This window comes from Roseateles sp., assembly GCF_052436255.1.
Lineage (GTDB): Bacteria > Pseudomonadota > Gammaproteobacteria > Burkholderiales > Burkholderiaceae_C > Pelomonas.
This window is the reverse complement of the sequence record NZ_JBQVNP010000014.1, coordinates 33,146-58,605: the sequence shown is the minus strand read 5'-3', so window position 1 is coordinate 58,605 and position 25,460 is coordinate 33,146. Positions and strand designations below refer to the sequence as shown.

Below are 25,460 nucleotides of genomic sequence, written 5' to 3'. Positions count from 1 at the left end.
CGCCGGCAGCGCCTCGATGCTGCTTTGCGCGCCGTCGAGCTGGCGGCCGCCGTGGTTGCTCACGATCAGCGCGTCCGCGCCCGAGGCCACGCACAGCTTGGCGTCCTCCACGTCCTGGATGCCCTTGAGGATCAGCTTGCCGCCCCAGCGCTTCTTGATCCATTCCACATCGCCCCAGTTGAGCGAGGGGTCGAACTGCCTGGCGGTCCACTCGCCCAGGCTGCCCATGTTCTCCACGCCGCTCACGTGTCCGACGATGTTGCCGAACTGCTTGCGCTTGGTGCCCAGCATCCCCAGCGCCCAGCGCGGCTTGCAGGCGATGTCGAGGATGTTGGCCAGGGTCATCTTGGGCGGCGCGGTCAGGCCGTTCTTCAGGTCCTTGTGGCGCTGGCCGATGATCTGCAGGTCCAGCGTCAGCACCAGCGCGCTGCACTTCGCGGCCTTGGCGCGGTCGATCAGGCGCTCGATGAAAGCGCGGTCGCGCATCACGTAGAGCTGGAACCAGAAGCCTTCGCCCGCGTGCTGCGCCACGTCCTCGATCGAGCAGATGCTCATGGTGGAGAGCGTGAACGGGATGCCGAACTTGCGCGCCGCGCGCGCGGCCAGGATCTCGCCGTCGGCATGCTGCATGCCGGTGAGGCCGGTGGGCGCGATCGCCACCGGCATCGCCACCTCCTGGCCCACCATGGTGCTGCGCGTGCTGCGGTTCTCCATGTTCACCGCCACGCGCTGGCGCAGCTTGATCTTCTGGAAGTCGGCGTTGTTGGCGCGGTAGGTGCCCTCGGTCCACGAGCCGCTGTCGGCGTAGTCGTAGAACATGCGGGGCACGCGCCGCTGGGCCAGGACGCGCAGGTCCTCCACGTTGGTGATCACGGTCATCTCGAAAGTCTCCGGTGTTTTGGGTGTCGTGGCATGTTAGCCGCGCGCCCCGGCCCTCGCTTGTGAAAGCGGGTGGCGCGGCTTTGAAATTTTTGCTGCGGTGCCGCAGCGCCGGGGGGATGGACGGCGGAACCGCCCCCGGGTCGCGGGAGTCCCACCGCCATGAAGCTGAACGCCCTGACCCTTGTCGTCGCCCTGGCGCTGCCCGGCGCGGCCCTGGCCGCCGATGTTTTCCGCTGGGTGGACGAGCGCGGCCAGACCGTTTACGGCACCCAGGTGCCGCCGCAGCACCGGGCCCGGGCCGTGCCGGCCGATGCGCCGCTGCCGCCGGGCACCAGCGCGTGCGAGGCGCGCTGGCACCGCTACCTGGCCAGCGCCGCCTGCTTCGACCAGTACCGCGTGGTCGGCGGCGGCCTCAAACCCGAGGCCTACCGGCGCTGCACCGAGGTGCCCCAGCCCGATCCCTGCACCTGAGCGCGGGCCCGAGTCGGGCCACGGGGGGGTCACTGCGCGGTGATCTTCTGCTCGCGGATGACCTTGCCCCACTCGGCGGACTCGCGCACGATGTCGGCGGCCAGGGGGCCGGCCGGCATGTAGGCCGGCACGGCGCCCTGCTGCGCGGCGATCTGCGCGATGTCCGGCGCTTCCATCACGGTGCGCAGCGAGTCGCTCAGCCGCTCCACGATGGGCGCGGGGGTGCCTGCCGGCGCCAGCACGTACAGGCGCGGCACGGCGGAGAAGCCGGGCAGGGCGTCGGAGAGCGGCGCGATGTCCTCGGCGCCGGCCAGCTTCACCGGGTTCATCACGGCCACGGCGCGCAGCTTGCCCGCCTTGGCCTGGGCGATGGCCGAGGTCGCGCTCACCACGCCGAAAGGCACCTGGCCGCTCATCACGTCGGGCACGATCTGCGACGCGCCCCGGTAAGGGATGTGCACGACGAACGTGCGCGCCTGGCCCTTGAGCATCTCGAAGCCCAGGTGGTGCACCGTGCCCACGCCCGAGGTGGCGTAGGAGTAGCGGCCGGGGTTGTCCTTGAGCAGCTTCACGAACTCGGCCGGCGTCTTGGCGGGCACCTCGTTGTTCGCCACGATCACCAGCGGCAGGGTGAACACACCCGCCACCGGCGTGAAGGCCTTGATGGGGTCGAAGCTCATGCGCGGCTGCAGGTGCTGCGCGATCAGCAGCGAGCTGTCGCCCAGCATCAGGGTGTAGCCATCCGGCGCGGCGCGCGCCACCGCGTCGCCCGCAATCAGGCCGGCCGCGCCGGTGCGGTTGTCCACCACCACCTGCTGGCCGAGCAGCGTGGACAGGCGCGGCGCGATCAGCCGCGCCATGGCATCGACGCCGCCGCCCGCCGAGTAGCCGACCAGCAGGCGCACCGGCTTGCTGGGCCAGGCCTGCGCCCAGGCGCTGGTGCCGAGGGTCGCGGCCAGGGCCAGGACCAGCGCGGAGCGCCGGCCCAGGGAGAAGCGGTTGTTGAGGTTCTGCATGTCTTGTCTCCGTTTTTATCGTGGGGAATCTTTTTCAGGCCTTGCCGGCACCGCGCGAGCCCGGGCGCCTGGCGAGTTCCGCCAGCCGCTCGGGGTTGGGCTTGAAGCCCAGGCCCGGTGTCTCGGGCAGGCGCAGCACGCCGCGCTCGGGTTTGGGCAGGTCGTCGAAGACCAGCTCGCAGCACTGCACGGCCACCGAGTGGTATTCCACCAGCGAGCCGTTGGCCAGGCCGGCGTGCAGGTGCATGTTGTGGTGCGGCCAGGCGCCGCCGTTGGCGAAGCGCGTGTTGAAGGCCGCTGCCATGCCCGCGATGCGGCTGCACTGCGTGAAGCCGCCGCTGATGCAGGCGTTGGGCTGCACCACGTCCACCGCCTGCGCGACCAGCATGTCGCGAAAGCGCGAGGCCAGGCCTTCGTTCTGTCCGGCGGCCAGCGGGATGGACGTCTTGGCGCGCAGGCGCGCGAGGTTGGGAATGTCGTTCTGCGACACCGGCTCCTCGAAGAAGCTGATGTCGTAGGGCTCCACCTTCCTGGCCAGCGACAGCGCGTGGAAGTAGTCCAGGCTGCAGTTGGCGTCGATGTAGATCTGCACGTCCGGCCCCACCGCCTCGCGCACCGCGCGGATGCGCTGCACGTCTTCGGCGATCACCTGGTCCAGCGGGCGGGGTTCGTCGCGCCGCTGCAGCGCGTGGTGGCCCACCGTCATCTTCAGGCGCGAGAAGCCCCGGCCCACCCACTCGCGCGCAGCGGCGGCGAGCTCGTCGCGGTCGAAGAAGTTGAAGCCGAAGGTGGCGTACACCGGCACCTCGGCGCGCGCGCCGCCCAGCAGGCGCCAGCAGGGTTCGCCCAGCGCCTGGCCCTTGATGTCCCAGAGCGCGAGGTCGATGGCGGCGATGGCGTGGCTGGCGTAACCCGACTGGCCGCGCGGCGTGAGCAGCCAGTAGAGGCGCTCCCAGACCTGCTCGTGGCGCATCGGGTCCATGCCCACCAGGTGGTGCGCGGCGATGTCGTTGACGATGCTGCCGATCACCTCTTCTTCGGTGATGGCGGTCATGCCGGTGCCGATGAGGCCGGTGTCGGTTTCGATGGTGACCAGACAGACCGAGAGGCTGGTGGTCTGGCTGCGGCTGGGGGATTGCACGGTGACGGGCAGGTTCAGCGGCGTGGCGCTGACGCGGGCGATTTTCATGAAGTCTCCGGCGCGGCCGGGGCGGCGGCGCTTGTGTTGTGGGGTCTGGGGGCCAGTGTAGGAACGGCCCCGTGTGGGCCGCAATGGCGTGCGGCAAAGGCTGCTTTCGCGTTTCGCGAAAGCCCGATCAGCGGGAGGTCAGCGCGCGGATCAGCGTGAGCGCGGCCGGTGCCGGCGGCGCGTCGGTGCGGGTGGCGATGTGGTGGGTGCGCCGCGCCCAGGGGTCGGACAACGGCACCGCCGCCAGCGGCAGGTGCGCCAGCTGAGGCGCGATCGCCTCCAGCGGCAGCACGCCCACGCCCAGGCCGGCGGCCACCATGCGGCAGACGGCGTCGAAGCCGCGCATGCGCATGCGCACGTGCAGCGGCTGGCCCGCGTCGGCGGCCGAGGCGAGCAGGCGGTTGGACAGGGCGGTGCCGTCGGTGAGCGTGATGAAGGGCTCGTCCAGCGCGTCGGCCAGCCGCAGCCGGCGGCGCGTCGCCAGGCGGTGCGCGCGCGGCGTGAGCAGCACCAGGGTGTCGCTGAAGAAGGGCGTGAAGGCCAGGCCGGCGGGCGGCACGGGCAGGTCCACCACGCCGAAGTCGGCGCGGCCTTCGATCAGCGCGAGCGGGATCTCGGGGCTGCCGCGCTCCTCCAGGTCGATGCGGATCAGCGGGTGCGCCTTCATGAACTGCGCCAGCCGCTGCGGCAGCACCTCGAGCAGGGCCGAGGTGTTGGCCAGCACGCGCACATGGCCTTGCAGGCCCTCGCTGTAGCCGCGCAGGTGCTGGGCCAGCCGGTCGGCGTCGGTCAGCAGCGCGCGGCTGCGCTGCACCAGCATCTGCCCGGCCGGGGTGAGCTGCACGCCGCGCGACGAGCGCTCGAACACGCGGAAGCCGAGCGATTCTTCCAGCGCCGTGATGCGCGAGCTGGCGGCGGCCACCGCCAGCTGCAGGCGCTCGCTGGCCGCGCTGATGGAGCCGAGGTCGGCCGCCGCCACCACGACGCGCAGGGTGCTCAGGTCAATGGCTTCTTGCATGCTCTTTCACTCCCGCGCCGCGCACCTCGAAACGCACCTCGTCCAGCACCGTGCCGCGCGCATCGGTGAGTTGCATCACATGCCGGCCCGGCCAGGGCAGCCACTGCAGCCGGGTGCCCTGGCCCAGGGGCTTGCCGTCCAGGCGCCAGCGGCCGCCCGCGCCACTGGCCACGAAGCTCAGGCGCTGGCGGTTGGGCGGGATGTCCGGGTCCAGGGCGACGATGGTGCCCGGGGCCGGGCTGCGGATGCGCAGCGCGCTGCCCGGCGCCCTCGCCGGGGCCGGCGTGTCCATCGCGAAGCGGGCCTGCTCGGTGCCGACGAGGAACCATTCGCTGCGCGCCGCTTCCAGCGGCCGCGCGCCATCCGTGCCTTCGAACGAGGCGCGCGCCTGCACCAGGCCGGCCGGTGGCCGCGGCGCGCGGCTGGGCGTGTGGGCGTGCAGGTGCTGCATGACGGTGGCCCAGACGGGTGCCGCGCCGCTGGTGCCACTCACATCCCACATCGGCGCGCCGCTGGCGTTGCCCACCCACACGCCGACGGTGAAGCGCTCGGACCAGCCCACCGCCCAGTTGTCGCGCATGTCCTTGCTGGTGCCGGTCTTCACGGCGGCCCAGAAGCGCGTGGCCAGGATGCTGTCCGTGCCGAAGGTGCGCGCGCGCGCGTTGCTGTCGCTCAGGATGTCGCCCACGATGAAGGCGGCGCGCGGGTCGATGGCCGGCGCGGCCTGCGGCGGCGAACCCACGGGGCCGTAGCGCCCGCCGTTGGCCAGCGTGCGGAAGGCGTTCGTCAGCGCGAGCAGCGGCACCTCGGCGCTGCCCAGGGCCAGGCTGTAGCCGTAGTAGCCGGCGGGCTCGCGCAGGGGCAGGCCGAGCGCGCCAAGCTGGTGGTGAAACGCGTCGGGCGAGACCATGACCAGCGCGCGCACCGCCGGCACGTTGAGCGACGAGGCCAGCGCGGTGCGCGCGGACACCCAGCCTTTGAAGCGGCGGTCGTAGTTCTGCGGGATGTAGAGGCCGCTGGTGGTGGGGATGGCGGCGGGCGAGTCCTCCAGCAGGGACGCGGCCGTCATGCGCCGCTCGGCGATGGCCTGGGCGTAGAGGAAGGGCTTGAGCGTGGAGCCGGGCTGGCGCGGCGCCGTCACGCCGTCCACCTCCGACGCGGCGCTCAGCTCGCCCGAGGAGCCGACCCAGGCCAGCACCTCGCCGCTGGCGTTGTCGAGCACGACCAGCGCACCGTCCTGCACGTGGCGGCCCTTGAGCTCGCGCAGGTGGCGCTGCAGCGTCTGCACGGCGAAGCGCTGCAGCGGGGCGGACACGGTGGAGCGCACCGTCTGCGCGGGCCCGGCCGCCAGCACGCGCCGGGCGTGGTGGGGCGCGATGCCTTCGCTGGCGGTGAATTCGCGGCCTTGCAGGGCAATGGTGGTCAGGATCTTCATTTCGCCGCAGTCCACCGGCGTGCCGGCCTGCATGAGCTGGAGCACGCCGCAGGCGCGCTGCGCGACCTGCGCGGGTTTCGCGTTGGGTGCGCGCACCAGGGCGGCGGCCACGGCGGCTTCGCGCTCGTCCAGACCGTGGGCGGCCTTGCCGAACAGCGTGCGCGAGAGCGCATCGATGCCGACCAGTTCGCCCCGGAACGGCACGAGGTTGAGGTAGGCCTCCAGGATCTGGTCCTTGCGCCAGCGCCGCTCCAGCTGCTGCGCGGCCACCGCCTGGCCGAGCTTCTGCGTCAGGCGGCGCCCGCCCGCGCCGCGCTGCAGCTCGCCATCGGGCTCGTCGAGCAGGGCCGCCAGCTGCATGGTGATGGTCGAGGCGCCGCGCGTGCGGCTGTTCCAGAGGTTGCCCCAGGCCGCGGCCGAGACGGCGCGCCAGTCCACGCCGCTGTGTTCGTGGAAGCGCTTGTCCTCGCTGAGCACCAGGGCCGTGCGCAGCGCGGGCGACACGTCGGCCAGCGCGATCCACTCGCCCCGGCGCACCTGGTGGTCGATGCGCACGCGCTGCAGCAGCTCGCCCTGGCGATCGAGCACCCGCGCCTCGGACGAGCGCCAGCCGGCGTGCACCTCGGCGAAGCTTGGCAAGGCCTGTGCCGGCAGCGCCAGGCCCAGGCCGAGCGCGGTCGCCGCGAGCGCGTGGCGCAGGTTCACCGCACGGCCTCCACCTTCACGCGGGCGTTCGGCGTTTCGCCGAACATCTCGGGCGCGTACATCGCCTCCACGCGGCTGGGCGGCAGCGAGAACTCGCCGACGTTGTTCAGGCGCACGGTGTATTCCATCTTGAACACGCCCTTGGGCACGTACTCGTAATAGCTGCGGTAGGCCTCGAAGCTGCGTTCCTCGAAGGCCGGCCAGGCGTTGCCGGTCGGGCTCTTCTGGCCCGAGGTCGCGATCTGCGAATCGCGGCCCAGCCCGCCGCCGAGGATGGTCGCGCCGCCCGGGATCGGGTCGGTGACCACCACCCAGGTCATGTCGGCGGAGGCGTTGACCTCCAGCGCCACGCGCCACACGTCGCCGCGCGTGTGCGTGCCGCTCACGGCCTGTTCCACCGGCGTGATGCTCTTCTTGATCGTGTAGCCCGCGCTGAACGGCGCCTTGAGCGGGACGGCGGCGAGGGACTGCAGCGTGAGCCAGGGCTTGCCGCTGCCCTGGTGGGCCACGCTCAGGGTGCCCTTGCCACCGTCGGCCAACCAGGGCAGGAAACCGGTGTTGTTCTTCAGGTTGCCCGGGCCGGCGGGGGCGCCGAACCAGGTCGTCTGGTTCGGTGCGCCGAGTGCATCGGTGGTTTTCACCCGATCGACCTTGGCCCAGTCGATCGCGGCGGCACCCGTGCCCAGGGTGGCGCGCGTCGTGCCCGCGACGGGGGTGGCCTCGAACCTGGCCGAGAACTTCTCCAGCGCCAGGCCGCCCCAGAGGTTGGCGGTCGTCGTGTGCCAGGCGCCGCTTTGCTGGCGGCCGATGAAGCCGCTGGCCAGCCGGCCCATGTCGTCCTGCCAGGCCGGGTCGTTCATGACGGTGAGCATCAGGCGCGCGGTGTTCACGTCGCCGTTGGCCATGAGCCACCACCAGTAGTCGTCCTGCTCGGTGCTGAACACCAGCTTCGTGCCCTGGAAGCTCAGGCGCGCGCGCAGCACCTGCATGGCCTCGGCCAGGCGCTGCTCGCGCTGCGGCACGTCGCTCACGCGCTGGAGGATGTTGACCCAGTCGATCACCGCGCTGGTGGGCCACTGGTTGGGCGCGAGGGTGACGCTGCCCAGCATGCGGCCGCGCGCCTTGCCGTAGCGCGAGAGGGCCTCGATGGCGGCGAGTTTGCGCACGTCCAGGTCCTTGCGCGGGCTCCAGAACTCGCGCGAGATGCGGCCTTCGACAAACGCGATCAGGCCGCGCTCCATCGGCGCGCGGACCTCGTCCGGCAGGCCGAAGGCCGGGTCGATGGTGGCCGCCTCGTGCGTGGCCGCCAGCAGGTAGGCCGTGAGGATGTCGCTGCCGCGGTTGGCATCGCCTTCGCGCGGCGGGAAGTAGTTGGCCAGGCCGTCGGCGTCGAGGTAGTTGGGCAGCTGCGCCACCACGCCCTGCCAGAGCCTGGCGTCGCGCAGGCCCACGGCCTTGCTGGTCTTCTGCTCCAGGCAGACGAAGGGGTAGTTGGCGAACCAGTCGCGCACGCCGGGCAGGCCTTCGGCCAGCTTGGGCTGCAGCGCGAGCTTCAGGCCGCCCCGGCCCGGCAGCGCGCCGGCTGGCGGCGCCACGTCGAGGTTGAACGCGCCATCGACCTGCACCAGCGTGGCCTGTTGCACCGCCAGCGGCACGGCGGGCACGATGCGCTGCCGGGCCTTGAGCGCGTCCTTCGCGCCACCCAGCGTGTCCTTCGCTTCGATCTCCCACAGGATGGCCTCGGCGCGCGTCTGCGTGAGCTGTGCGGGCGCGGTCACCGTCCAGGCGACCTCGCGCGCCTCACCGGCCGGGATGTCCACCGTCTGCGGCGCGAGCTCGAGCAGCGTGGCGCGCGGCGACACGGCCACCTTCATCGCCTTCTGGGTGGTGTTGCGCAGGGTGAGCTGCGCGCGGAACTGGTCGTCCTCGCGCACCAGCGGCGGCAGGCCGCTGATGATCTGCAGGTCCTGCGTGGCGCGCACGCTGGTCTGACCGGTGCCGAAGAGGCCGGTGCCCAGGTCGGCCACGGCGACGATCTGGAAGGTGGTGAGCGCGTCGTTGAGCGGCACCGTGACGACGGCCTGGCCCTTCGCGTCCAGCGTCACCCTGGGGTTCCAGAGCAGCAGGGTGTCGAGCAGTTCGCGCGCGCCGCTCTTGCCGCCGCCGCCACCGGCCGGCACCGCCTTGCGGCCGTAGTGCCGCCGGCCGATGATCTCCATCTGCGCGGTGGACGTCTCCACGCCCCAGGCGCGTTGCTGCAGCATGGCGTCGAGCAGGTTCCAGCTGCGGTTGGGCAGGAGTTCCAGCAGGGCCTGGTCCACCGCCGCGAGCGCCACTTCCGCGTTCGCCGCCGGCTGGCCGTTGGGCAGCTTCGCGCTGATGGTCACCTTCGCCTGCCCGCGCACCGGGTAGGTCTCCTGGTCGGCCTTGACGCTCACATCGAGCTGGTGCGCCCGCGTGCCGACGCGGATCTCGGCCAGGCCCAGGCGGAACGCCGGCTTGCTCAGGTCCACCAGCGCGGTCGGCGCCACATACTCGCGGCCCTCGTACCAGAACGAGGTCCACCACTCGCGCGGGGCCTTGTAGCCCCAGGTGAAGAACGAGTACCACGGCACCTCGCGCAGCCGGCCGCGCAGGGCCAGCACGCTCACGTACACGTTGGGGCCCCAGCCTTCCTGGATCTTCAGTTGCACCGTCGGGTCCTGCCCGTTGAGCTGGACCACCTGCGATTCGAGAATGCCTTCGCGCTCCACCGTCAGCAGCGCGGTGGCGAAGCGGAACGGCATGCGCACCTGGAACTTCGCGGTCTCGCCGGGCTGGTAGCTCTTCTTCTCGGGCAGCAGGTCGATGCGGTCGTGGTTCTCGCCGCCGAACCAGAGCTCGCCCTGGCGCGTCACCCACACCGAGCTGGCGGCCTGGATGCTCAGGCCCGCCGCGTCCTGCGCGGTCACGATGAGTTCCACCTCGCCCGGTTCGTCGAGCTTGGTTTCGCACAGCAGCAGGCCGCGCGCGTCGCTCTGGCCGCTGCAGACCGTACCGAGGTCCTTGGTCTGCGTCTGGTTGTCGTAGGTGTAGAAGCCGCCCACCATGCGCTTGCGGCTGGTGGTGGTGATGTGGGCCACGGCCTTCACGCTCAGCGCGACCTTGGCCGCGGGCTTGCCCGCCAGGTCCAGCGCCAGCGCCTGGAACTTGATCTTCTGGCTGGCCGACACCCAGCCTTCGGTCTTGATGCCCGCCACCACGTTCGCCGGCCACACGGTGGACACGCTGCGCAGCGTCTGCACCTCGCCGTTCGGGTCGGCGTAGGTGGCCTCCAGCAGCAGTTCCTGCGGTTGAGGGGCGGTGGGCATCTGCTCGATGGTGAGCGCGCCCGCGCCATTGCGGTCCAGCGTGACGGGCAGTTTGTCCGCGATGACGCGCTGGTCCTGCGAGGCGGCGGCTTCTTCCTCGCCGTCTTCATGCCCCGGCGCGCCGTCCGCGCGGGGCGGCTGGAAGCTGAAGCCGTCGAAGTCGCGGAAGCTCAGGGCCTTGTCGCGCACCAGGGCCGATACGCGCACCGGCAGGTTGGCCGCGCCGCCGCCCGAGACGTAGCTGACCTGCAGCCGGGTCGGCACGGTCTTCACGTTGACCAGCGCCTGGCTCGCCTGCGGCGCGATGCGGCCTTCGAGCACCGGCAGCCGGAACTCCTCCACGCGGAACTCGCCGCTGCTGTACTGGCGCTGGCGCTCGTCGGCGCTTTTGAGCACGACCTCGTAGTTGCCCAGCTTGGCTCCGGCCGGCACGGCAAAGCTGTTTTCCGCGCTCTGGCCGCCCGTGGCCGTCTTGCGCCAGGCCACGGGCTGCGTGAACTGCTGGCCGCTGCCGGTGTGCGTGATCACCAGGGTGTCGGGCAGGGTTTCCGGCAGGCCGAAGCCCTGGCTGGTTTCGGTGCGGATCAGGTGCTTCATCGACACCGTCTCGCCGGCGCGCAGCAGCGTGCGGTCGAACACCGTGTGGGCGCGCGCGTCCGGGCGCGGATCGCGGCTGGTCGGCACGTTGAAGCGCCAGGGCTCGATGCCCCGGTACCAGTCGCTCCAGGTGAAGGCCATGTCCTCCGTGGCGCCGTCCTTGAGCCGCGCGCTGACGAAATAGGCCTGCGTGCTTTCACCGTCTCCGCTGTTGCAGCGCGGTGCTTGCGGCGGCACGCCCTTGAGCTCGGCCACACCCTGGGCGTTGGTGGTGGCCGTGGCCACTTCCTTGCCGGCGCAGTCGGACACGCGCACCAGGGCGCCCGCGGCGGGTTTGCCCTTGTCCAGCGTCGTCACCCAGGCCAGCGCGTTTTCGCGGCCCAGCTTGAAGTGCACGCCCAGGTTGGTCACCAAGGCGGAGGTGCGCACGTACATCGTGCGCGAGCCGCCATAGCGCGCGTCCAGCAGGGCGCCACCCAGGGCAGGCGAGGCGATCTCCACGACGTGGAAGCCCGGCGTGAGTGGGATGCCGACCACCTCGAAGGGGCGCGGGTCGCTGGCGGCGGGTTGGGGCAGGCTCATCGCCTTCACGCCGGCCTGGCCCTTGAGCAGCGACACGGCGCGCGACTCGACCCAGCGCTTGTCCCGGTCTTCCAGCACCTTGGGCAGCGGGCCCACCGTGTCGGCCTGCGCCTGTTTGCGCGAGACGTTGAACTGGTCGTAGCGCTGCAGCTTGCGGAACCAGGCAATGATCTCCGCGTCGGTTTTGGGCTGCAGGTCGTTCACCTGGCCGGGGCTGAGGCCTTGCACCTGCAGCGCGGCCTCGACGTTGCGCAGGGTCACGGGCAGCAGCGGGGTGCCGCCGGGTTCGGCGAAACGCTCGACGATGCCGAAGGGCGAGGCGGCGAACTTGGCCAGCGGGGGCATGGCGCCCGTGGCCACCGGCAACGGAAAACTGTCGGCGTTGGCCGGCGTGCGGCCCGCGTCGTCCTTGAAGTTCTTGGGCAGTTCGATGGTGAACGCGGTCTGCTCGGCGAAAGGCGGCTTGAACGTCAACTCGGTGACCACGCTGTCGCCGTCGGCGTTCTCTTCTTCGAACACCGGCTTGTGCGTCTGCTGGGCCGACTTCAGGCGGATGCCCTCGGCCTGCTTGCGCGGCACGGGCGCGCTGAAGTTGAGCGTCATCGGCCGGATCGGCAGGCAGGCGGCCTGAGCGTTCTCGCGCTCGCAGCTGAAGCCGACCGTCAGGGCCTCGCGCACCTGGAAGTCGAAGCGCTTCTCCACGGTGTTCGCGATGCCCGAGGGTGTGGCCACGCCCTTGCCGTACACGAGGGAGACCTTGGTGTCGGGCGTGAAGCGGCGGTTGCACGAGAGCGTCACATAACGCTGCGGCTCCTTGTCCGCCAGCTTGTCCCAGCCGTTGGCTTTCAGCAGCTCGCCGCGGTCCTTGCCTTCGATGAGCCGGATCGGCACCCGCTCGCCCAGGCCCTCGACCGCGCACCACACCTGGGACTGCAGGCTGGCCGCCGTCGCCGCGCCGTTGAGCCGCAGCACGAAATACTGTTCTTCGTCGATGCGCGACGAGGGGCCCGGGCGCACCTGCTGCACGAACGGGCCGCCGGTGTTGAAGCCGGTGCGGGTCACGGGCAGTTCCAAGCCCTTGGGCGACTTGAAGCCGCTTTTCACCTGCACTGTGCAGTTCACGCCGGGCGGCAGGTCGTTCTCGAACTCGAAGGCCCATTCGCGGTCGCTGGTCCAGCGGCCGTTGCCCCGGGTGGCCTGGGCGTCGCTGCAACTGAGCGACACGGGAGCGGGGGCCTTGGCGTCGCCGAAGTTGACGGCGCTGTCGTTGAACTTGACGACCACCTGGCGCACCCGGGCCACTTCGCCCTGGGGTGAAACGCTGGTGATCTGCAGCGCGGACGCGGGCAGGGCGATGGCCAGCCACGCGGTGGCGGCAAAGCGGAGCGGGATGTTGTTTTTCAAGGCTTCCTCCATGGCAGACGCCAAGGGTAGCGGAAACCTCGCCGCTCTTCGGGGGCCTCAGCCCAGGCGCTTGCGGTGGCGCGCGATCTGCGCCAGCACCTGGGCCGGCGCGGTACCGCCCAGGGTGTTGCGCGCGTTCAGGCTGCCGCGCAGGCTCAGGCACTCGTACACGTCTTTCTCGATCGAGGCGTTGAAGCCTTGCAGCACGGTCAGCGGCAGCTCGGACAGGTCGCAGTTGTGCGAGACGGCGGCCTTGACGGCGTGCGCCACCGTTTCGTGCGCGTCGCGGAAGGGCAGGCCCTTCTTCACCAGGTAGTCGGCCAGGTCGGTCGCCGTGGCGTAGCCCTTCTTGGCGGCTTCTTCCATCGCCACGGCGTTGACGGTGATGCCGCCTTCCTTGGTGCCCGTGGCCGGGTTCAGCTGGCCGCCCACCATCTCGCCGAAGATGCGCAGCGTGTCCTTGAGCGTGTCCACGGTGTCGAACAGCGGCTCCTTGTCTTCCTGGTTGTCCTTGTTGTAGGCCAGCGGCTGGCCCTTCATGAGCGTGATCAGTCCCATGAGGTGGCCGACCACGCGGCCGGTCTTGCCGCGCGCGAGCTCGGGCACGTCGGGGTTCTTCTTCTGCGGCATGATGGAACTGCCGGTCGTGAAGCGGTCGGCGATCTTCACGAAGCCGAAGTTCTGGCTCATCCAGAGAATGAGTTCCTCGCTGAAGCGGCTGATGTGCACCATGCACAGGCTGGCCGCGGCGGTGAACTCGATCGCGAAGTCGCGGTCGCTCACGCCGTCCAGGCTGTTCTGGCACACCTGCGGCTCGCCGCGCTCGTCCACCATGCCCAGGGTGCGCGCCACGCGCTCGCGGTCCAGCGGGTAGGTGGTGCCGGCCAGCGCGGCGCTGCCCAGCGGCAGGCGGTTGGTGCGGCGGCGCACGTCGGCGAAACGCTCGGCATCGCGCGAGAACATTTCCACGTAGGCCAGCAGGTGGTGCGCGAAGCTCACCGGCTGCGCCACCTGCAGGTGGGTGAAGCCGGGCAGGATCACGTCCACGTTCTTCTCGGCCACCGCCACCAGCGCGGTCTGCAGCTCGTCGAGCAGCGGGACGATGAGGTCGATCTCGCCGCGCAGCCACAGGCGCACGTCGGTGGCGACCTGGTCGTTGCGGCTGCGGCCGGTGTGCAGGCGCTTGCCGGCGTCGCCCACGAGCTGGGTCAGGCGGGCCTCGATGTTGAGGTGCACGTCCTCCAGGTCGAGCTTCCACTCGAACTCGCCGGACTCGATCTCGGCCGTGATCTGGGCCATGCCGCGCTGGATGGCCTCGAGGTCGGCGGCACCGATGATGGCCTGGTGCGCCAGCATCTCGGCGTGGGCGAGGCTGCCGGTGATGTCGGCTTGCCACAGGCGTTTGTCAAAGAAGACGCTGGCGGTGTAGCGCTTGACCAACTCGCTCATGGGCTCCGAGAATAGGGCGGACCAGGCTTCGGATTTTTTGTCGAGTTGGTTGGTGGACATGGTGTTACCAGCGGCTGGATGGAAAAAGGAAGGAGCGCGAGTGCGCCAGGGATGGGGCTTGGGGCAGTGGGCCCTGGGCCGGTTGGCGGCGCGGCAGACCCCTGTAGAGGCCCTCACGGGGCCGACCCGAAGACGGATGTGCTTCCCATGAAAGATTCCAGAATTTTATCGAGCTTCCAGGAACTGGCGCATGCCGCGGGTGCGCGCCCGATCGCGGACATGCCCGAGGACCTGCGCGCGCGGGTGCAGGTGTTCGACACCTGCCAGGTCGGCACGGTGCTGCGCGCGGTGCTGTTCGTGCAGGCCATCGTGGCGGTGGCGGCCCTGTTCGGCGCCCAGACCTTCATTGCCTGGGTCACGCAACTGGCCATCTACACCGGCGCGGCCTTGCCCGCCGTGCTGGCCTGGCTGCTGACCGTGTGCGGCCTCAAACGCCAGCTGGGCCTGCTGCCGATTCCGGGCCAATGGGCGGCGGCGGTCGGGTTTGGTGCGCTTTCGGGGCTCTACGGTTGCGGCCTGCTGGTCTGGATGGGCCTGGTGGAGCCCTCGCCCTGGCTGGCCAGCGCCGCCTCGGGGGCGCTGGTGTCGGCGGTGCTGGTGGCCGCGCTGATGTGGCGTTCCAAGGCGCGCGGACCGGCCGGCGCCACGGCCCGCCTGGCCGAGCTGCAGGCGCGCATCCGGCCGCATTTCCTGTTCAACACGCTGAACAGCGCCATCGCCCTGGTGCAGGTGGACCCGGCGCGGGCCGAGAGCGTGCTCGAGGACCTGGCCGAGCTGTTTCGCGTGGCACTCGCCGACGCCAGCGCCTCGGTCACGTTGACCGAGGAGGTCGAGCTGGCGCGGCGTTACCTCGCCATCGAGCAGATCCGCTTCGGCAAGCGGCTGCGCATCGTCTGGCATCTGGACCCCGAGGCCGACGCTGCGCGCGTGCCGCCGCTGCTGCTGCAGCCGCTGGTGGAGAACGCGGTCCGCCATGGTGTCGAGCCGAACGAGGAGGGCGGTGAACTCGAGGTCAGCACGATGCGGCGCGGCGCCGAAGTCGAGATCCGCATTGTCAACACGGTGGGTGCGCCGGCCCGCACCGCCGGGCACGGCCTGGCGCTGCGCAATGTGCGCCAGCGCCTGAAGCTGATGCACGATGTCGCCGCTCGCTTCGAGCTGGAATCCACCGAGCAGCGCTTTGCGCTGCGCATCCTGGTGCCGTTATGAGCAGTGCATTGCGTGTCCTTGTCGTCGACGATGAACCCCTGGCCCGGCTGCGCCTGCGCGGCCTCGTGGGCGCCATCCAGGAGCCGCGCTGCGAGGTCATCGCCGAAGCGGCCACCGGCTCGCAGGCCGCGAGCTGGCTGCGCGAGCATGGCTGCGACATCGTGCTGCTGGACGTGCAGATGCCCGGCGCCGACGGTCTGCAGTTCGCCGACGGCCTGGCGCAGCGCCAGCAGGGCCTGCCGGTGCCGCTGGTCATCTTCGTCACCGCGCACGCCATGCATGCGCTGCGCGCTTTCGAGCTTGATGCGCTGGACTACCTGACCAAGCCAGTGCGCCGCGAGCGCCTGCAGGCCGCACTGGCCCGCGCCGCCCAGCGCCTGTCCGAGCGCGCTGCCGTGCAGGCCGCGCTGCCGCCCGATGCGCCGGGGACGCCCGACCATGCCGACTTCATCACGCTGACCGACCGAGGCCGCCTGTTGCGCATCCCCGTCGGCGAGGTGCTGTACTTCAAGGCCGAGCTCAAGTACCTGACGCTGCGCACTGCCAGCGAAAGCCATGTGATGGACGGCGCGCTGTCCGACCTGGAGCAGCGCCTGGGCGCACGCTTCCTGCGCGTGCATCGCAATGCGCTGGTGGCGCGCTGGGCGGTGCGCGAACTGGAGCGTCATGCGCCGACGTCATTTGGCGACCTGGATGGCGGCGACGCTGCCGAGGCGGCCGACAGCTGGGCGGTGCGCATCGTCCACGTCGACGAATGGCTGGCCGTGTCGCGCCGGCAGGTGGCGGCGGTGCGGGAGGCGCTGGCGGGGTTGGGGCGGTGAGAGCCATCATCGGCGCGGCCCAGTGAGGAGGTGCTTGCGTTGAGGCGAGGGCTGCGTCGGGTGCTGCTGGTAGCAGTGGTGTTGGCGGCCACGACTGCCGGCTTGTGGAGTTGGCGCGCCTATCAGCCAGTCCCACCCGCCGCTGAAGCAGTGCCGCTGGCTTCGTCCTCTTCCGAACCGGCTTCCGCGTCGATGCCGGCTGCGCGCGAAGCGGTCTCGATGGCCGCTGCCGCCATGACGATGCCTGCGGTATCGGCCTGCGCATCGCCACCATGCGGGCCGCCCACGGATTCCGTCGAAGTCTGCGGTGTGGGCCAGGTGAAGCGGAGCGAACTGGAGATCAAGGAGGGCCAGCCGCCACCGGCCTGGCTCCAGACGCTGGAGGCACAGAGCGAGCAGGAGATGGCCGCCGTGCAGCAACGCCTGGCGGCCGGTTCGCTGAAGCAGCGCGTGGCTGCAGCGGCCCTGCGCGGCGACGCCGACGCCGCGGCCCTGATGGCGATGGGGACCGACGACGCCGGCGTCTATCGCATGGCGCTGCGCGCCTGCCGCAAGGACGCCGGCGCCCGGCGGGCCCATGCCGGCGTTCGCGCGATGCCCCCCGCCTCGGCGGCCAGCGGCTTCGTGCTGCCGGAGATGCCGGCGCTCGGACCGGTGCCGCATGCCTGCGCCGCGCTGAGTCTGGAGCGGCTGGAGCAGCTGGCACCGGATGATGCCTGGCCGTGGCTGGCGCGCCTGAACGACAGCATCTCGCGCCGCGACGAAGCGGGCATCTCGCAGGCGCTGTACCAGATCGCGCAGCGCAACAGACTCTCCGCCAATCGGCGGCGTTGAGCAATGTGGTGGCCGAAGTGGTTGGCGACGAGCCGACGCCGGGGGGCGTCATGGCCCTGATCACGGCGCTCGGCACGGACATGGCGCAGATCGATGCCTCGCTCGTCGCAGTCGGACGTCCGTGCCGCGAGGCCTCGTTGCGGGACGCGAACCGGCGCCAGTTGTGCGAGCAGGTGGTGCGCCGCATGCCGGGCATGCTGAACGAGGCGCTGGATGCGTCCGCGCTGCACATGCTGGAGCGGCGCCTGGGCCTGCCGCAGAGTCCCGAGGCCTTGTCCCAGGAGGAGGTCTCGCGTGCACTGACGGCCCTCGCCGAGGACAGAGTGCGCCTGCTCGCGGAACCCAGTTGCGCCAACATCAGCCGCATGGGACGCCAGACCGTTGCGCTGGGACGCGAGGGCGAGTTGGCCTGGGTGAGGGCTTATTTGAAACAGGCCGGGCTGGCATCGGCGCCACCGCGTTGACGCGACGGCTTGCCCATGCGGCCGACACTGGGGTGGTCGCGTTCCGGCTTGGCTGCAGTTTCACGCCTGCCGGAGTAGGCCTGTGCCTACCCCTGGGCAGGCCGATAGCCGACCCAACGCCCGGCCCCGACCCCCTAGGCTGTTGTGCACCTCAAACTCCAGGAGAGGCGCATGAAGCACTCCCAACGTCTTTCAACGGCGGCACTGGCTTGCGCATTGCTGGCCGGCTCGCCGTTCATGGCCGTCCCGGCCGTGGCGCAGGCCGGCAGCAGCCGTATCGCGGCCACGCCCTTGCGCGTGACGGGCTTCGACGTCGAGCAGGTGGACCGGCTCGAGCCTGGGGCCGAACTGAACTTCACCGTCTGGGGCACGGCCGGTGCGACGGTGCTGCTGCAGATCGACGGCAGCCGCCGCACGGTGCGCCTGGAAGAGACCCAGCCGGGCCGCTACCAGGGTGCCTATGTCATCGGGCGCTCGGACCGCGTCGGGCCGGAGTCGCGCGTGCACGCCAACCTGCGCCGCGACAACCGCGTGGCGACCGCCCTGCTGGGCGAGGCGCTGCAGGTGGGCTGGCCGATACCGGGCGACACGGCGCTGATGCCTGAGATCCAATCCGTCGCTGTCGTGCGCGAGCCCGGCCGGGATCGTGCCGAGGCGCTGCGCTACACGGTGCGCGGCACGCCGGGGGGCCAGGCGTCGGTGCTGCTGCAGGGCAGCGAGTCCCGCAACCTGGTGCTGGACGAAGTGCGCCGCGGTGAATATGTCGGCACCTACGTGCTGCCGCAGCGCGCCTGGGTCGACACCCAGCAGCCGCTGGTCGCGCAGCTGCGCATCGGTGACCGCAGCGTGCGCAGCAGCGTGCCGGACGCTTACGCGCGCGTGAACCTGAACTCGCGCGGGCCCGAGGCGACCTGCTACGACTGCGCGACGGTGCAGGCGGTCAACCAGGTCACGGTCGACGGCGAAGGGCGGGTGCTGGGCACGGTGGCCGGTGGCGTGCTGGGCGCCGTGGTCGGCAGCCAGTTCGGCAAGGGCGATGGGCGCACGGCGGCCGGCGTGGCCGGGGCGGTCGGCGGCGCGCTGCTGGGACGCGAGATCCAGAAGCGCCACAACGAACGCACGCAGTACGAGGTTGTCGTGCGCATGAACGATGGGCAGCAGCGCACCGTCATTTATGCGGAGCCGCCCAACTTGCGCGCCGGCGACCGCGTGCGGCTGGTCGGCGAGACGCTGGAGCTGCAGCGCTGATCAGCTGCGCGTGCCGCTCAACCCGTGTTCCGCAGCCCCGCCGCGATGCCGTTGATGGACAGGTGGATGCCGCGCTGCACGCGCTCCATCGCCGGGTCGTCCGCCGAGATGCGGCGGTAGCGGCGCATCAGCTCGACCTGCAGGTGGTTGAGCGGGTCGATATAGGGAAAGCGGTGCTCGATGGAGCGGGCCAGCGAGGGGTTGGCTGCCAGGCGCTTGTCGTCGCCGGTGATCAGGCTCAGCGCGGCTTGCGTGCGCTCGAACTCGGCGCTGATGGCCGTGAAGATGCGCTTGCCGAGCTTCTTGTCTTCGACCAGTTCGACATAGCGCTCGGCCAGGGCCAGGTCGGTCTTGGCCAGCACCATGTCGAGGTTGCTCAGCACGGCGCGGAAGAACGGCCAGCCCTTGAGCATGCGCTTGAGCAGGGCCAGGTTCTTGGCACGCTGGATGGGGTCTTCGCCGAGGAAGGCCTCGACGCCCGAACCGAAGCCGCACCAACCCGGCAGCGCCACGCGGGCCTGGCCCCAGGAGAAGCCCCAGGGGATGGCGCGCAGGTCTTCGATGGCGCGGGTGGCCTTGCGCGAGGCCGGGCGCGAGCCGATGTTGAGTTCAGCTATCTCGCGGATCGGCGTCGACGCGAAGAAGTAGTCGGCAAAGCCGGGTGTGCCGTAGACCAGGCCGCGGTAGGCGGCGAAGCTCGCATCCGACAACGCTTGTGCGGCCTGCAAGAATCCCTTGGGCGCGCTCTGCGTCGGGTGCAGCAGGGTGGCCTCCAGCGTGGCTGCCACCAGCGTCTCCAGGTTGCGCCGGCCGATCTCCGGGTGGGCGTATTTGGAGGCGATGACCTCGCCCTGCTCGGTGAGGCGGATCTGGCCGTTCACGGTGCCCGGGGGCTGGGCCAGGATGGCCTGGTAGCTCGGGCCGCCACCACGGCCGACCGTGCCACCGCGGCCGTGGAAGAGACGCAGGGTGATGGGGCCGACGCGCTTCAACTCATCGAACAGCTCGACCAGCGCGATCTCGGCGCGGTAGAGCTCCCACGACGACGTGAACATGCCGCCGTCCTTGTTGCTGTCCGAATAGCCCAGCATGATGTCCTGCTCGCCGCCGCTTCGGTCGACGAGGCCGCGCACGCCCGGCAGGGCATAGAACTCGCGCATGATGTCCGGCGCCACCCGCAAGTCGCCGATGGTCTCGAACAGCGGCACGATGATGAGGTCGCTGACCGCGAACTCGGACAGCACGCCGCGCAGCAGGCCGGTCTCCTTCAGCAGCAGGGCGACTTCCAGCAGGTCGGACACCGACTCAGTGTGCGAAATGATGTAGTGGCGCAGGGCCTCGCGACCGAAGCGGGCCAGCGCCTCGCGGGCGGCCTCGAAGGTGGCGAGTTCGAACAGCGTCTTGTCGGTGTAGCTCGCGCCAATGACGCGCAGCGGGCGGGCGTCGTTGAGCAGCCTCAACAGCAGCGTTCGCTTGGCGTCTTCATCGAGCGCCGAATAGTCGGCTTCGATGCGCGCGGTGGCCAGCAGTTCGGCCAGCACCAGTTCATGCTGGTCGCTGCTCTGGCGCAGGTCCAGGGTTGCGAGGTGAAAGCCGAAGACCTGCACGGCGCGGATCAGCGGGTTCAGCCGCGGTGCGATCAGGGCCTCGGCGTGATGGCTCTTCAAGGACGCCTCGATGGTGCGCAGGTCGGTCAGCAGGTCGTCGGGTGAGCCGTAGGGATCCTGGGGCGCAATGGCGTGGCGCAGCGCCTCCGTGCCGGTCAGTGCCTGCAGTGTGGCGGCCAGCCGCGCGTACATGCCGGTCAGCGCGCGGCGGTAGGGCTCGTCCATCCGGTGGGCGTTCTGGTCGGGGCTGCGCTCCGCCAAGGCCTGCATGGCCGGGGAGACACCGGTCAGCCGCAGCGAGATGGAGAGTTCGGCGCCCAGTTCGTGCAGCTCGGTCAGGTAGTGGCGCAGCGCCACTTCGCTTTGCCGCTGCATCGCGCGCTTCAGCGTGGCCGCACCGACGTTGGGGTTGCCGTCGCGGTCGCCACCTATCCAGTGGCCCATGCGCAGGAAGCTGGGCAACGTCTCGCCGGGCAGATGCTCCTCCAGCTCGGCATAGAGCTTGGGAATCTGGCGCAGAAAGGTCGACTGGTAGTACGACAGCGCGTTCTCGATCTCATCGGCCACCGTCAGTTTCGAATAGCGCAGCATGCGCGTCTGCCACAACTGGGTGATGCGGGCGCGCAGCAGGGCTTCGGTATCGCGCAGCTCGCGTTCGGTGCTGGCGCGGTCGCGCGCTTCGAGCAGGCCGGCGACGGCGCGCTCTGCATCCAGGATGCTCTTGCGTTGCACTTCGGTCGGGTGAGCCGTGAGCACCGGCGAGATGAAGCCGCGCTGCAGCACTTCGGCGATCTCGGTCGGGCGGATGCCGGCCTCGTGCAGATGCTCAAGGCAAAAGGCGAGCGACCCCGGCTGCAGGCTGCCGGCACGCTCGTGCACATCGCGGCGGCGGATGTGATGGCGGTCCTCGGCGATGTTGGCCAGGTGCGAGAAGTAGCTGAAAGCGCGGATGACGCTGACCGCTTGCTCGCCCGACAGCCCTTTCAACAGCTTGTCGAAGCGCTTGCCAGCCTCCTTGTCATGCTTGTGACGGTAGGCCACCGACAGCTGCCGGATGCGCTCGACCAGCTCATAAGCCGTGCGGCCCTCCTGTTCGCGAATGACGTCTCCGAGGATGCGCCCAAGCAGCCGAATGTCGGCCAGCAGAGGCTCGTTCTTGTCGGCCTTCTTGTCGATTTCAGGGCGTGCGGTAGCGGCTCGTGAGGGCATGACGGGGCGTCCGAAGAAATGCGCGATTGAAAAGGTAACCAAGTTACTTGAATGTGACTCTAGCAGTTTCTTCGTGGAAACGCCTCACCGCCGGGGCCGGGCGCCTCATCTCGATGTCGCTTGTTGTGCGTGCGAGCTACTCGACGGGGGTGCGTCTTCTTGCTACGGAATCCGACACTGGTTCGCGTGCGAAGGCCGGTGTCTGATGGCGCTCGCTGCCCCTTCGTGCTCGATACCGAACGCAAGGTCATCGGTGCGGCGCTCGCTGCAAAGCCGCACTCCGAGCGGTCGCAATGCTCGTAGCGGCACAGGGCGTAGATCTGAACAGTGCTGCGTCGGCAGCCATGGTCCGGTGCCCATCAGCGTGGAGCGCACCACGGGCGGCAGTTGACAAAGCCCTGTTGGTGCACGCGCACCGTGTGCGGGAAAACCACAGACGACTAAGTGTTGAAACCAGACGCCGAATCGCTTAACGTAGACAACGTTGTCAATTCCACTTTCGTAGAGCCTAGGGGCCCCGATGGCGTGGCTGGTGAGATCGCTACCAGTCGGGGTTGTTTATTGCTGTGTGCGTGGGTGCCCGACCCTGGTTTTATGACTGGGGTTTGACGGTTGCGCAAATGTCACAGCTTGCGGGCGTAAACCCTAGATCAAAAGGCGCCCGTCAAAAAATACAGTCAGGTCGGCGTTGTGGTGGTGCTTTTTCATGGCGGTCTGGTATCGCTAACATTTTGGCGACCCCGACCATACAAGTTCGTCAATCGGCTCAATCATGAGCCGTCAGAGCAAGCAAGGAGACAAATGAAACATTCCCAGATTTCCATCACGCGTCACAAGGCGCGAACGCCTGGCCGACTCCATCCGGTCGCTTGGGCGTCGACGATCGCGCTGTTCACTGGCGCAGCCGCTGCGCAAGCGCAGGAAGCCGGTGCAGCGACCCCTACTGCAACAGCACTGGAGACGGTCATCGTCACCGGCATCCGCAGGTCGCTTGACAGCGCTGTCACCTTGAAGCGGGAGTCGCGTGGTCTTGTCGACGGCATCGTTGCAGAAGACATCGGCAAGTTCCCCGACACCAACCTTGCCGAATCGATGCAGCGCATCGCAGGCGTATCCATTGACCGCAATTCCAGCGGCGAAGGCTCGAAGGTGACGGTGCGTGGTGTCGGCCCGGACTTCAACATGGTGATGTTGAACGGCCGCCAGATGCCGACTGCCGCCATTAACCCGTTGAACGAAGGTGCCAGCGGTTCGCGCGCGTTCGACTTCGCCAACCTGTCTTCCGACTCGATTTCGGCGCTGGAGGTCTACAAGACCGCCCGCGCTGAAACCCCGACGGGCGGCATCGGTGCCACGATCAATGTGAAGACCGCGCGTCCTCTTGATTTGCGCGAGCGAGTCGCCAGCATCGGCATCAAGGCCAATTACGACGACTCCAACAACCGCCTGCCCGAGTCGTTCAAGGGTGACAAGGTGACGCCGGAAATCTCCGGTATCTACAGCGACACCTTCGGCAATCGCACCCTTGGCATCGCCATCAGCGGCAGCTACTCCAAGCGTGTTTCCGGCTCCAACAATGCCTACACGCAAAACGGCTGGCACACCAATGACGCCCGCGTCATGACTGTCACGCCGTCCAGCAATATTCCGGTCAAGCCGACGAGTCTGTATGCGACGACGAACGACATGCGCTACTCGATCACGGCGCTGGACCGAGAGCGGATGAACGGTCAGGCGACGCTGCAGTTCGCGCCGACGAAGGACCTGAAATTCACGGTCGATCACACCATGGCCGTCAATACGGTCGGCGCAAAGAATTCAGAGAATTCGGCTTGGTTCAACAATGAGTTTTCCGGTGCCTTGGGAAATAGCCCGGTAACCAAGTTCACGACAGGTCCGGTCCAGGCGCCCATCGTCCAAACCGTGATTTGGAATGGAACGCACGACTACGGGATGAACATTGGTCAGTTTGCCCAAAAGAGCAAGCTGAATTCCACGGGCTTCAACGTGGACTGGAAGGTCAATGATGCGCTCAGGTTTGACCTCGATGTGCACAAGTCAAAAGCCAAGACGTCGCCGGACAGTCCTTACGGTACGTATGCGATTCTCGACCTCGCCTTGTTTAACCAGGGTAATACGACCGCATACTATGACAAGGACCTGCCGATCATGAGCTCGCCGGGTCTGACATACGACCCCAACAAGACCACGGTGACGGGTTCTCAGTTCAACAGCAACTTGAGCGATCAAGCTGTCGATCAAGTCCAGCTGCGTGGTGTTTATCGGTTGAGCGCCGATGACAAGTTGATTGCAGGCCTTGGTTTTGCCAAGTTGAAGAATCGCTCGGCCAGCGTGAATAACTTCCATGGCGACTGGAGCGGTGTCGGTCCTCAAGGCTCGTTCAAGAACGTCCCGGTGGCCATCGACAGCCTAGGCGGTTTCTTCAATCGCATTCCAGGTCATGATGATCCCCGGCTGTTCCCGCACTTCTTCACGCCTGACTTCGATGCGGTGCTGAAGCAGTCGATTGCCAACTCGCAAATTTCTGGCACTCAGAGCACCAACAATGTGCCTTTCACGCGGGCGCAGGCTGAAGCCTACTTCCGCGCGCAGCCGGACTACAGCGGCCCTGACGCCAGAGACTGGCGTACCACGGAAAAGACCACGTCGGCCTATGGCCAGTGGGACCATTCGTTTGATACCGCCATTCCGATGAACCTGTCGGTCGGTTTGCGCTATGAAACCACCAAGGTTCAATCTTCGTCCAAGGTTACCGCTTACTCGGGTACGAACTGGAACGCCGAGAATGAGGTGATTCTCACCGGCGGCGCCAGCAGTTTCGGTAGCAAGGACGGTAAGTACTCGTACTGGCTGCCCAGCATCGATTGGGATGCTGACCTGGCTGACAACATCAAGGTCCGCGCCAGTTACGGCGTCAATATTGGTCGCCCGGGTTGGGATCAAATGCTCGGTGGCGTGCAACTGAACAATGTCGCCAACCGCTCGACCGGCGGTAACGGTTCGACGGGCGACCCGGCGCTGAAGCCGCTGAAGTCCAAGAATCTCGATCTGTCCGCCGAGTATTACTACGCCAAGTCCAGCTACGCTGCTGTCGGTGCCTTCTACAAGAAGATTTCCGACTTCATCGGTGCGACGACTGTCACCACGACAGTTGCCGGGTTGAATCAGCCTGCCAGCGGAACCTACTACAACGCTGCTCAGGCGGCGGGTTTGACGTCGGCGATCGCCATTCGTAATTACATCTTCAACAATTACGCGGGTCAGCCTGGGGTGACCGTCACCAACGGCACCAATCCGAACTTCATCATTGGCAATATCTCCGGGGCGGTTGCCGGCGCGCAGCCGATGGTTTTCCGGATCAACAGCTATGCCAATGGTGCTGGCGACAACATCAAGGGCTTGGAGTTCAACTTCCAGCACATGTTCGGCAACAGCGGCTTTGGTGTCTCGGGTAACTACACCTACGTCAAGAGCGGCCTGAAGTTCGATAACACCAGCACGGGTACGCAAGCTCCGCTGATCGGACTCAGCGATTCGGCCAACTTGGTTGGTTTCTACGAAAACGAGTCGTGGTCTATCCGCGGCGCATACAACTGGCGCGATCAGTTCCTTGCAAAGCGTACGTACGACAACTCCAACGACCCGGTCTACACCGAGGCCTATGGTCAGGTGGACGTGTCCATCGGGTACAAGATCGGCAAGAACCTGACCCTTCAGGCTGACCTGCTGAATCTGAATGATGGCTACATCCGTCAGCACAGCCGCACGAAGGAAATGCTGGTCTCAGCCCAGCAGACGGGCCGTCGCTACCTGATCGGTGCCCGCTACCGCTTCTGAGCGATAGGCGCTGCGCTCGGCGATTCGCCTTCGCAGGGGTGTTTCACCGGGT

16 protein-coding genes are annotated in these 25,460 nt (G+C 68.6%); 7 read left to right on the top strand and 9 right to left on the bottom strand.

Features of this window, described 5'->3' with window-relative positions; translation table 11 throughout:
• Nucleotides 1–879: alpha-hydroxy acid oxidase (locus ACT6S0_RS05840; RefSeq protein ID WP_444762945.1), on the bottom strand; the 879-nt coding region annotated here is incomplete at its 3' end.
• Nucleotides 880–1,041: 162 nt separating this feature from the next.
• Here ACT6S0_RS05840 and ACT6S0_RS05835 point away from each other — a divergent pair.
• The gene (locus ACT6S0_RS05835; protein WP_382321505.1) at nt 1,042–1,353 is read left to right on the top strand and encodes a DUF4124 domain-containing protein; all 312 of its coding nucleotides are present in this window, start codon (nt 1,042–1,044) and stop codon (nt 1,351–1,353) included.
• Nucleotides 1,354–1,382: 29 nt separating this feature from the next.
• Here the strand turns inward: ACT6S0_RS05835 and ACT6S0_RS05830 are convergent, their stop codons facing one another.
• The 6 genes from ACT6S0_RS05830 to argH all read right to left on the bottom strand — a co-directional run bounded on the left by ACT6S0_RS05830 (nt 1,383) and on the right by argH (nt 14,158).
• A complete protein-coding gene (locus tag ACT6S0_RS05830; protein WP_444687258.1) occupies nt 1,383–2,369 on the bottom strand; it encodes a Bug family tripartite tricarboxylate transporter substrate binding protein in 987 nt (328 codons plus the stop codon).
• A 34-nt stretch (nt 2,370–2,403) separates the two neighbouring features.
• Nucleotides 2,404–3,558, bottom strand: a complete 1,155-nt coding sequence (locus tag ACT6S0_RS05825; RefSeq protein WP_444687257.1) for a mandelate racemase/muconate lactonizing enzyme family protein — start codon at nt 3,556–3,558, stop codon at nt 2,404–2,406.
• Nucleotides 3,559–3,685: 127 nt separating this feature from the next.
• Nucleotides 3,686–4,576 carry a LysR substrate-binding domain-containing protein gene (locus ACT6S0_RS05820; RefSeq protein WP_382321498.1) on the bottom strand — a complete coding sequence of 297 codons (891 nt, stop codon included), beginning with the start codon at nt 4,574–4,576 and terminating at the stop codon, nt 3,686–3,688.
• Nucleotides 4,560–6,716, bottom strand: a complete 2,157-nt coding sequence (gene pbpC, locus ACT6S0_RS05815) for a penicillin-binding protein 1C (RefSeq protein WP_444687256.1) — start codon at nt 6,714–6,716, stop codon at nt 4,560–4,562. The genes ACT6S0_RS05820 and pbpC overlap by 17 nt, the downstream gene beginning before the upstream one ends.
• Complete coding sequence (locus ACT6S0_RS05810) at nt 6,713–12,661, bottom strand: alpha-2-macroglobulin family protein (protein ID WP_444687255.1); 5,949 nt, start codon at nt 12,659–12,661, stop codon at nt 6,713–6,715. Before ACT6S0_RS05810 ends, pbpC begins: the two co-directional genes overlap by 4 nt.
• A 45-nt stretch (nt 12,662–12,706) precedes the next feature.
• Nucleotides 12,707–14,158, bottom strand: a complete 1,452-nt coding sequence (gene argH, locus ACT6S0_RS05805; RefSeq protein ID WP_382155055.1) for an argininosuccinate lyase — start codon at nt 14,156–14,158, stop codon at nt 12,707–12,709.
• A 147-nt stretch (nt 14,159–14,305) separates the two neighbouring features.
• On the opposite strand from argH, the gene ACT6S0_RS05800 reads away from it, so the two are divergent.
• Both ACT6S0_RS05800 and ACT6S0_RS05795 read left to right on the top strand, forming a co-directional pair.
• Nucleotides 14,306–15,367, top strand: a complete 1,062-nt coding sequence (locus ACT6S0_RS05800) for a sensor histidine kinase (RefSeq protein ID WP_444762944.1) — start codon at nt 14,306–14,308, stop codon at nt 15,365–15,367.
• Nucleotides 15,364–16,188 carry a LytR/AlgR family response regulator transcription factor gene (locus tag ACT6S0_RS05795; RefSeq protein WP_444762943.1) on the top strand — a complete coding sequence of 275 codons (825 nt, stop codon included), beginning with the start codon at nt 15,364–15,366 and terminating at the stop codon, nt 16,186–16,188. Before ACT6S0_RS05800 ends, ACT6S0_RS05795 begins: the two co-directional genes overlap by 4 nt.
• 122 nt (nt 16,189–16,310) lie before the next feature.
• Here ACT6S0_RS05795 and ACT6S0_RS05790 read toward each other — a convergent pair whose 3' ends face one another.
• On the bottom strand, nt 16,311–16,475 hold the full coding sequence (locus ACT6S0_RS05790; RefSeq protein ID WP_444762942.1) for a hypothetical protein: 165 nt from the start codon (nt 16,473–16,475) through the stop codon (nt 16,311–16,313).
• Nucleotides 16,476–16,506: 31 nt separating this feature from the next.
• Between ACT6S0_RS05790 and ACT6S0_RS05785 the strand changes: the two genes are divergently transcribed.
• The 3 genes from ACT6S0_RS05785 (at nt 16,507) to ACT6S0_RS05775 (ending at nt 18,734) form a co-directional block, all read left to right on the top strand.
• A complete protein-coding gene (locus ACT6S0_RS05785; RefSeq protein WP_444762941.1) occupies nt 16,507–17,022 on the top strand; it encodes a hypothetical protein in 516 nt (171 codons plus the stop codon).
• A complete protein-coding gene (locus ACT6S0_RS05780) occupies nt 17,019–17,486 on the top strand; it encodes a hypothetical protein (RefSeq protein WP_444762940.1) in 468 nt (155 codons plus the stop codon). Before ACT6S0_RS05785 ends, ACT6S0_RS05780 begins: the two co-directional genes overlap by 4 nt.
• A gap of 171 nt (nt 17,487–17,657) precedes the next feature.
• The gene (locus ACT6S0_RS05775; protein WP_444762939.1) at nt 17,658–18,734 is read left to right on the top strand and encodes a glycine zipper 2TM domain-containing protein; all 1,077 of its coding nucleotides are present in this window, start codon (nt 17,658–17,660) and stop codon (nt 18,732–18,734) included.
• A 17-nt stretch (nt 18,735–18,751) separates the two neighbouring features.
• Here the strand turns inward: ACT6S0_RS05775 and ppc are convergent, their stop codons facing one another.
• Nucleotides 18,752–21,550 carry a phosphoenolpyruvate carboxylase gene (ppc, locus tag ACT6S0_RS05770; protein ID WP_444762938.1) on the bottom strand — a complete coding sequence of 933 codons (2,799 nt, stop codon included), beginning with the start codon at nt 21,548–21,550 and terminating at the stop codon, nt 18,752–18,754.
• Nucleotides 21,551–22,351: 801 nt separating this feature from the next.
• On the opposite strand from ppc, the gene ACT6S0_RS05765 reads away from it, so the two are divergent.
• Nucleotides 22,352–25,408, top strand: a complete 3,057-nt coding sequence (locus ACT6S0_RS05765) for a TonB-dependent receptor (RefSeq protein ID WP_444762937.1) — start codon at nt 22,352–22,354, stop codon at nt 25,406–25,408.
• Nucleotides 25,409–25,460: the final 52 nt, after the last annotated feature.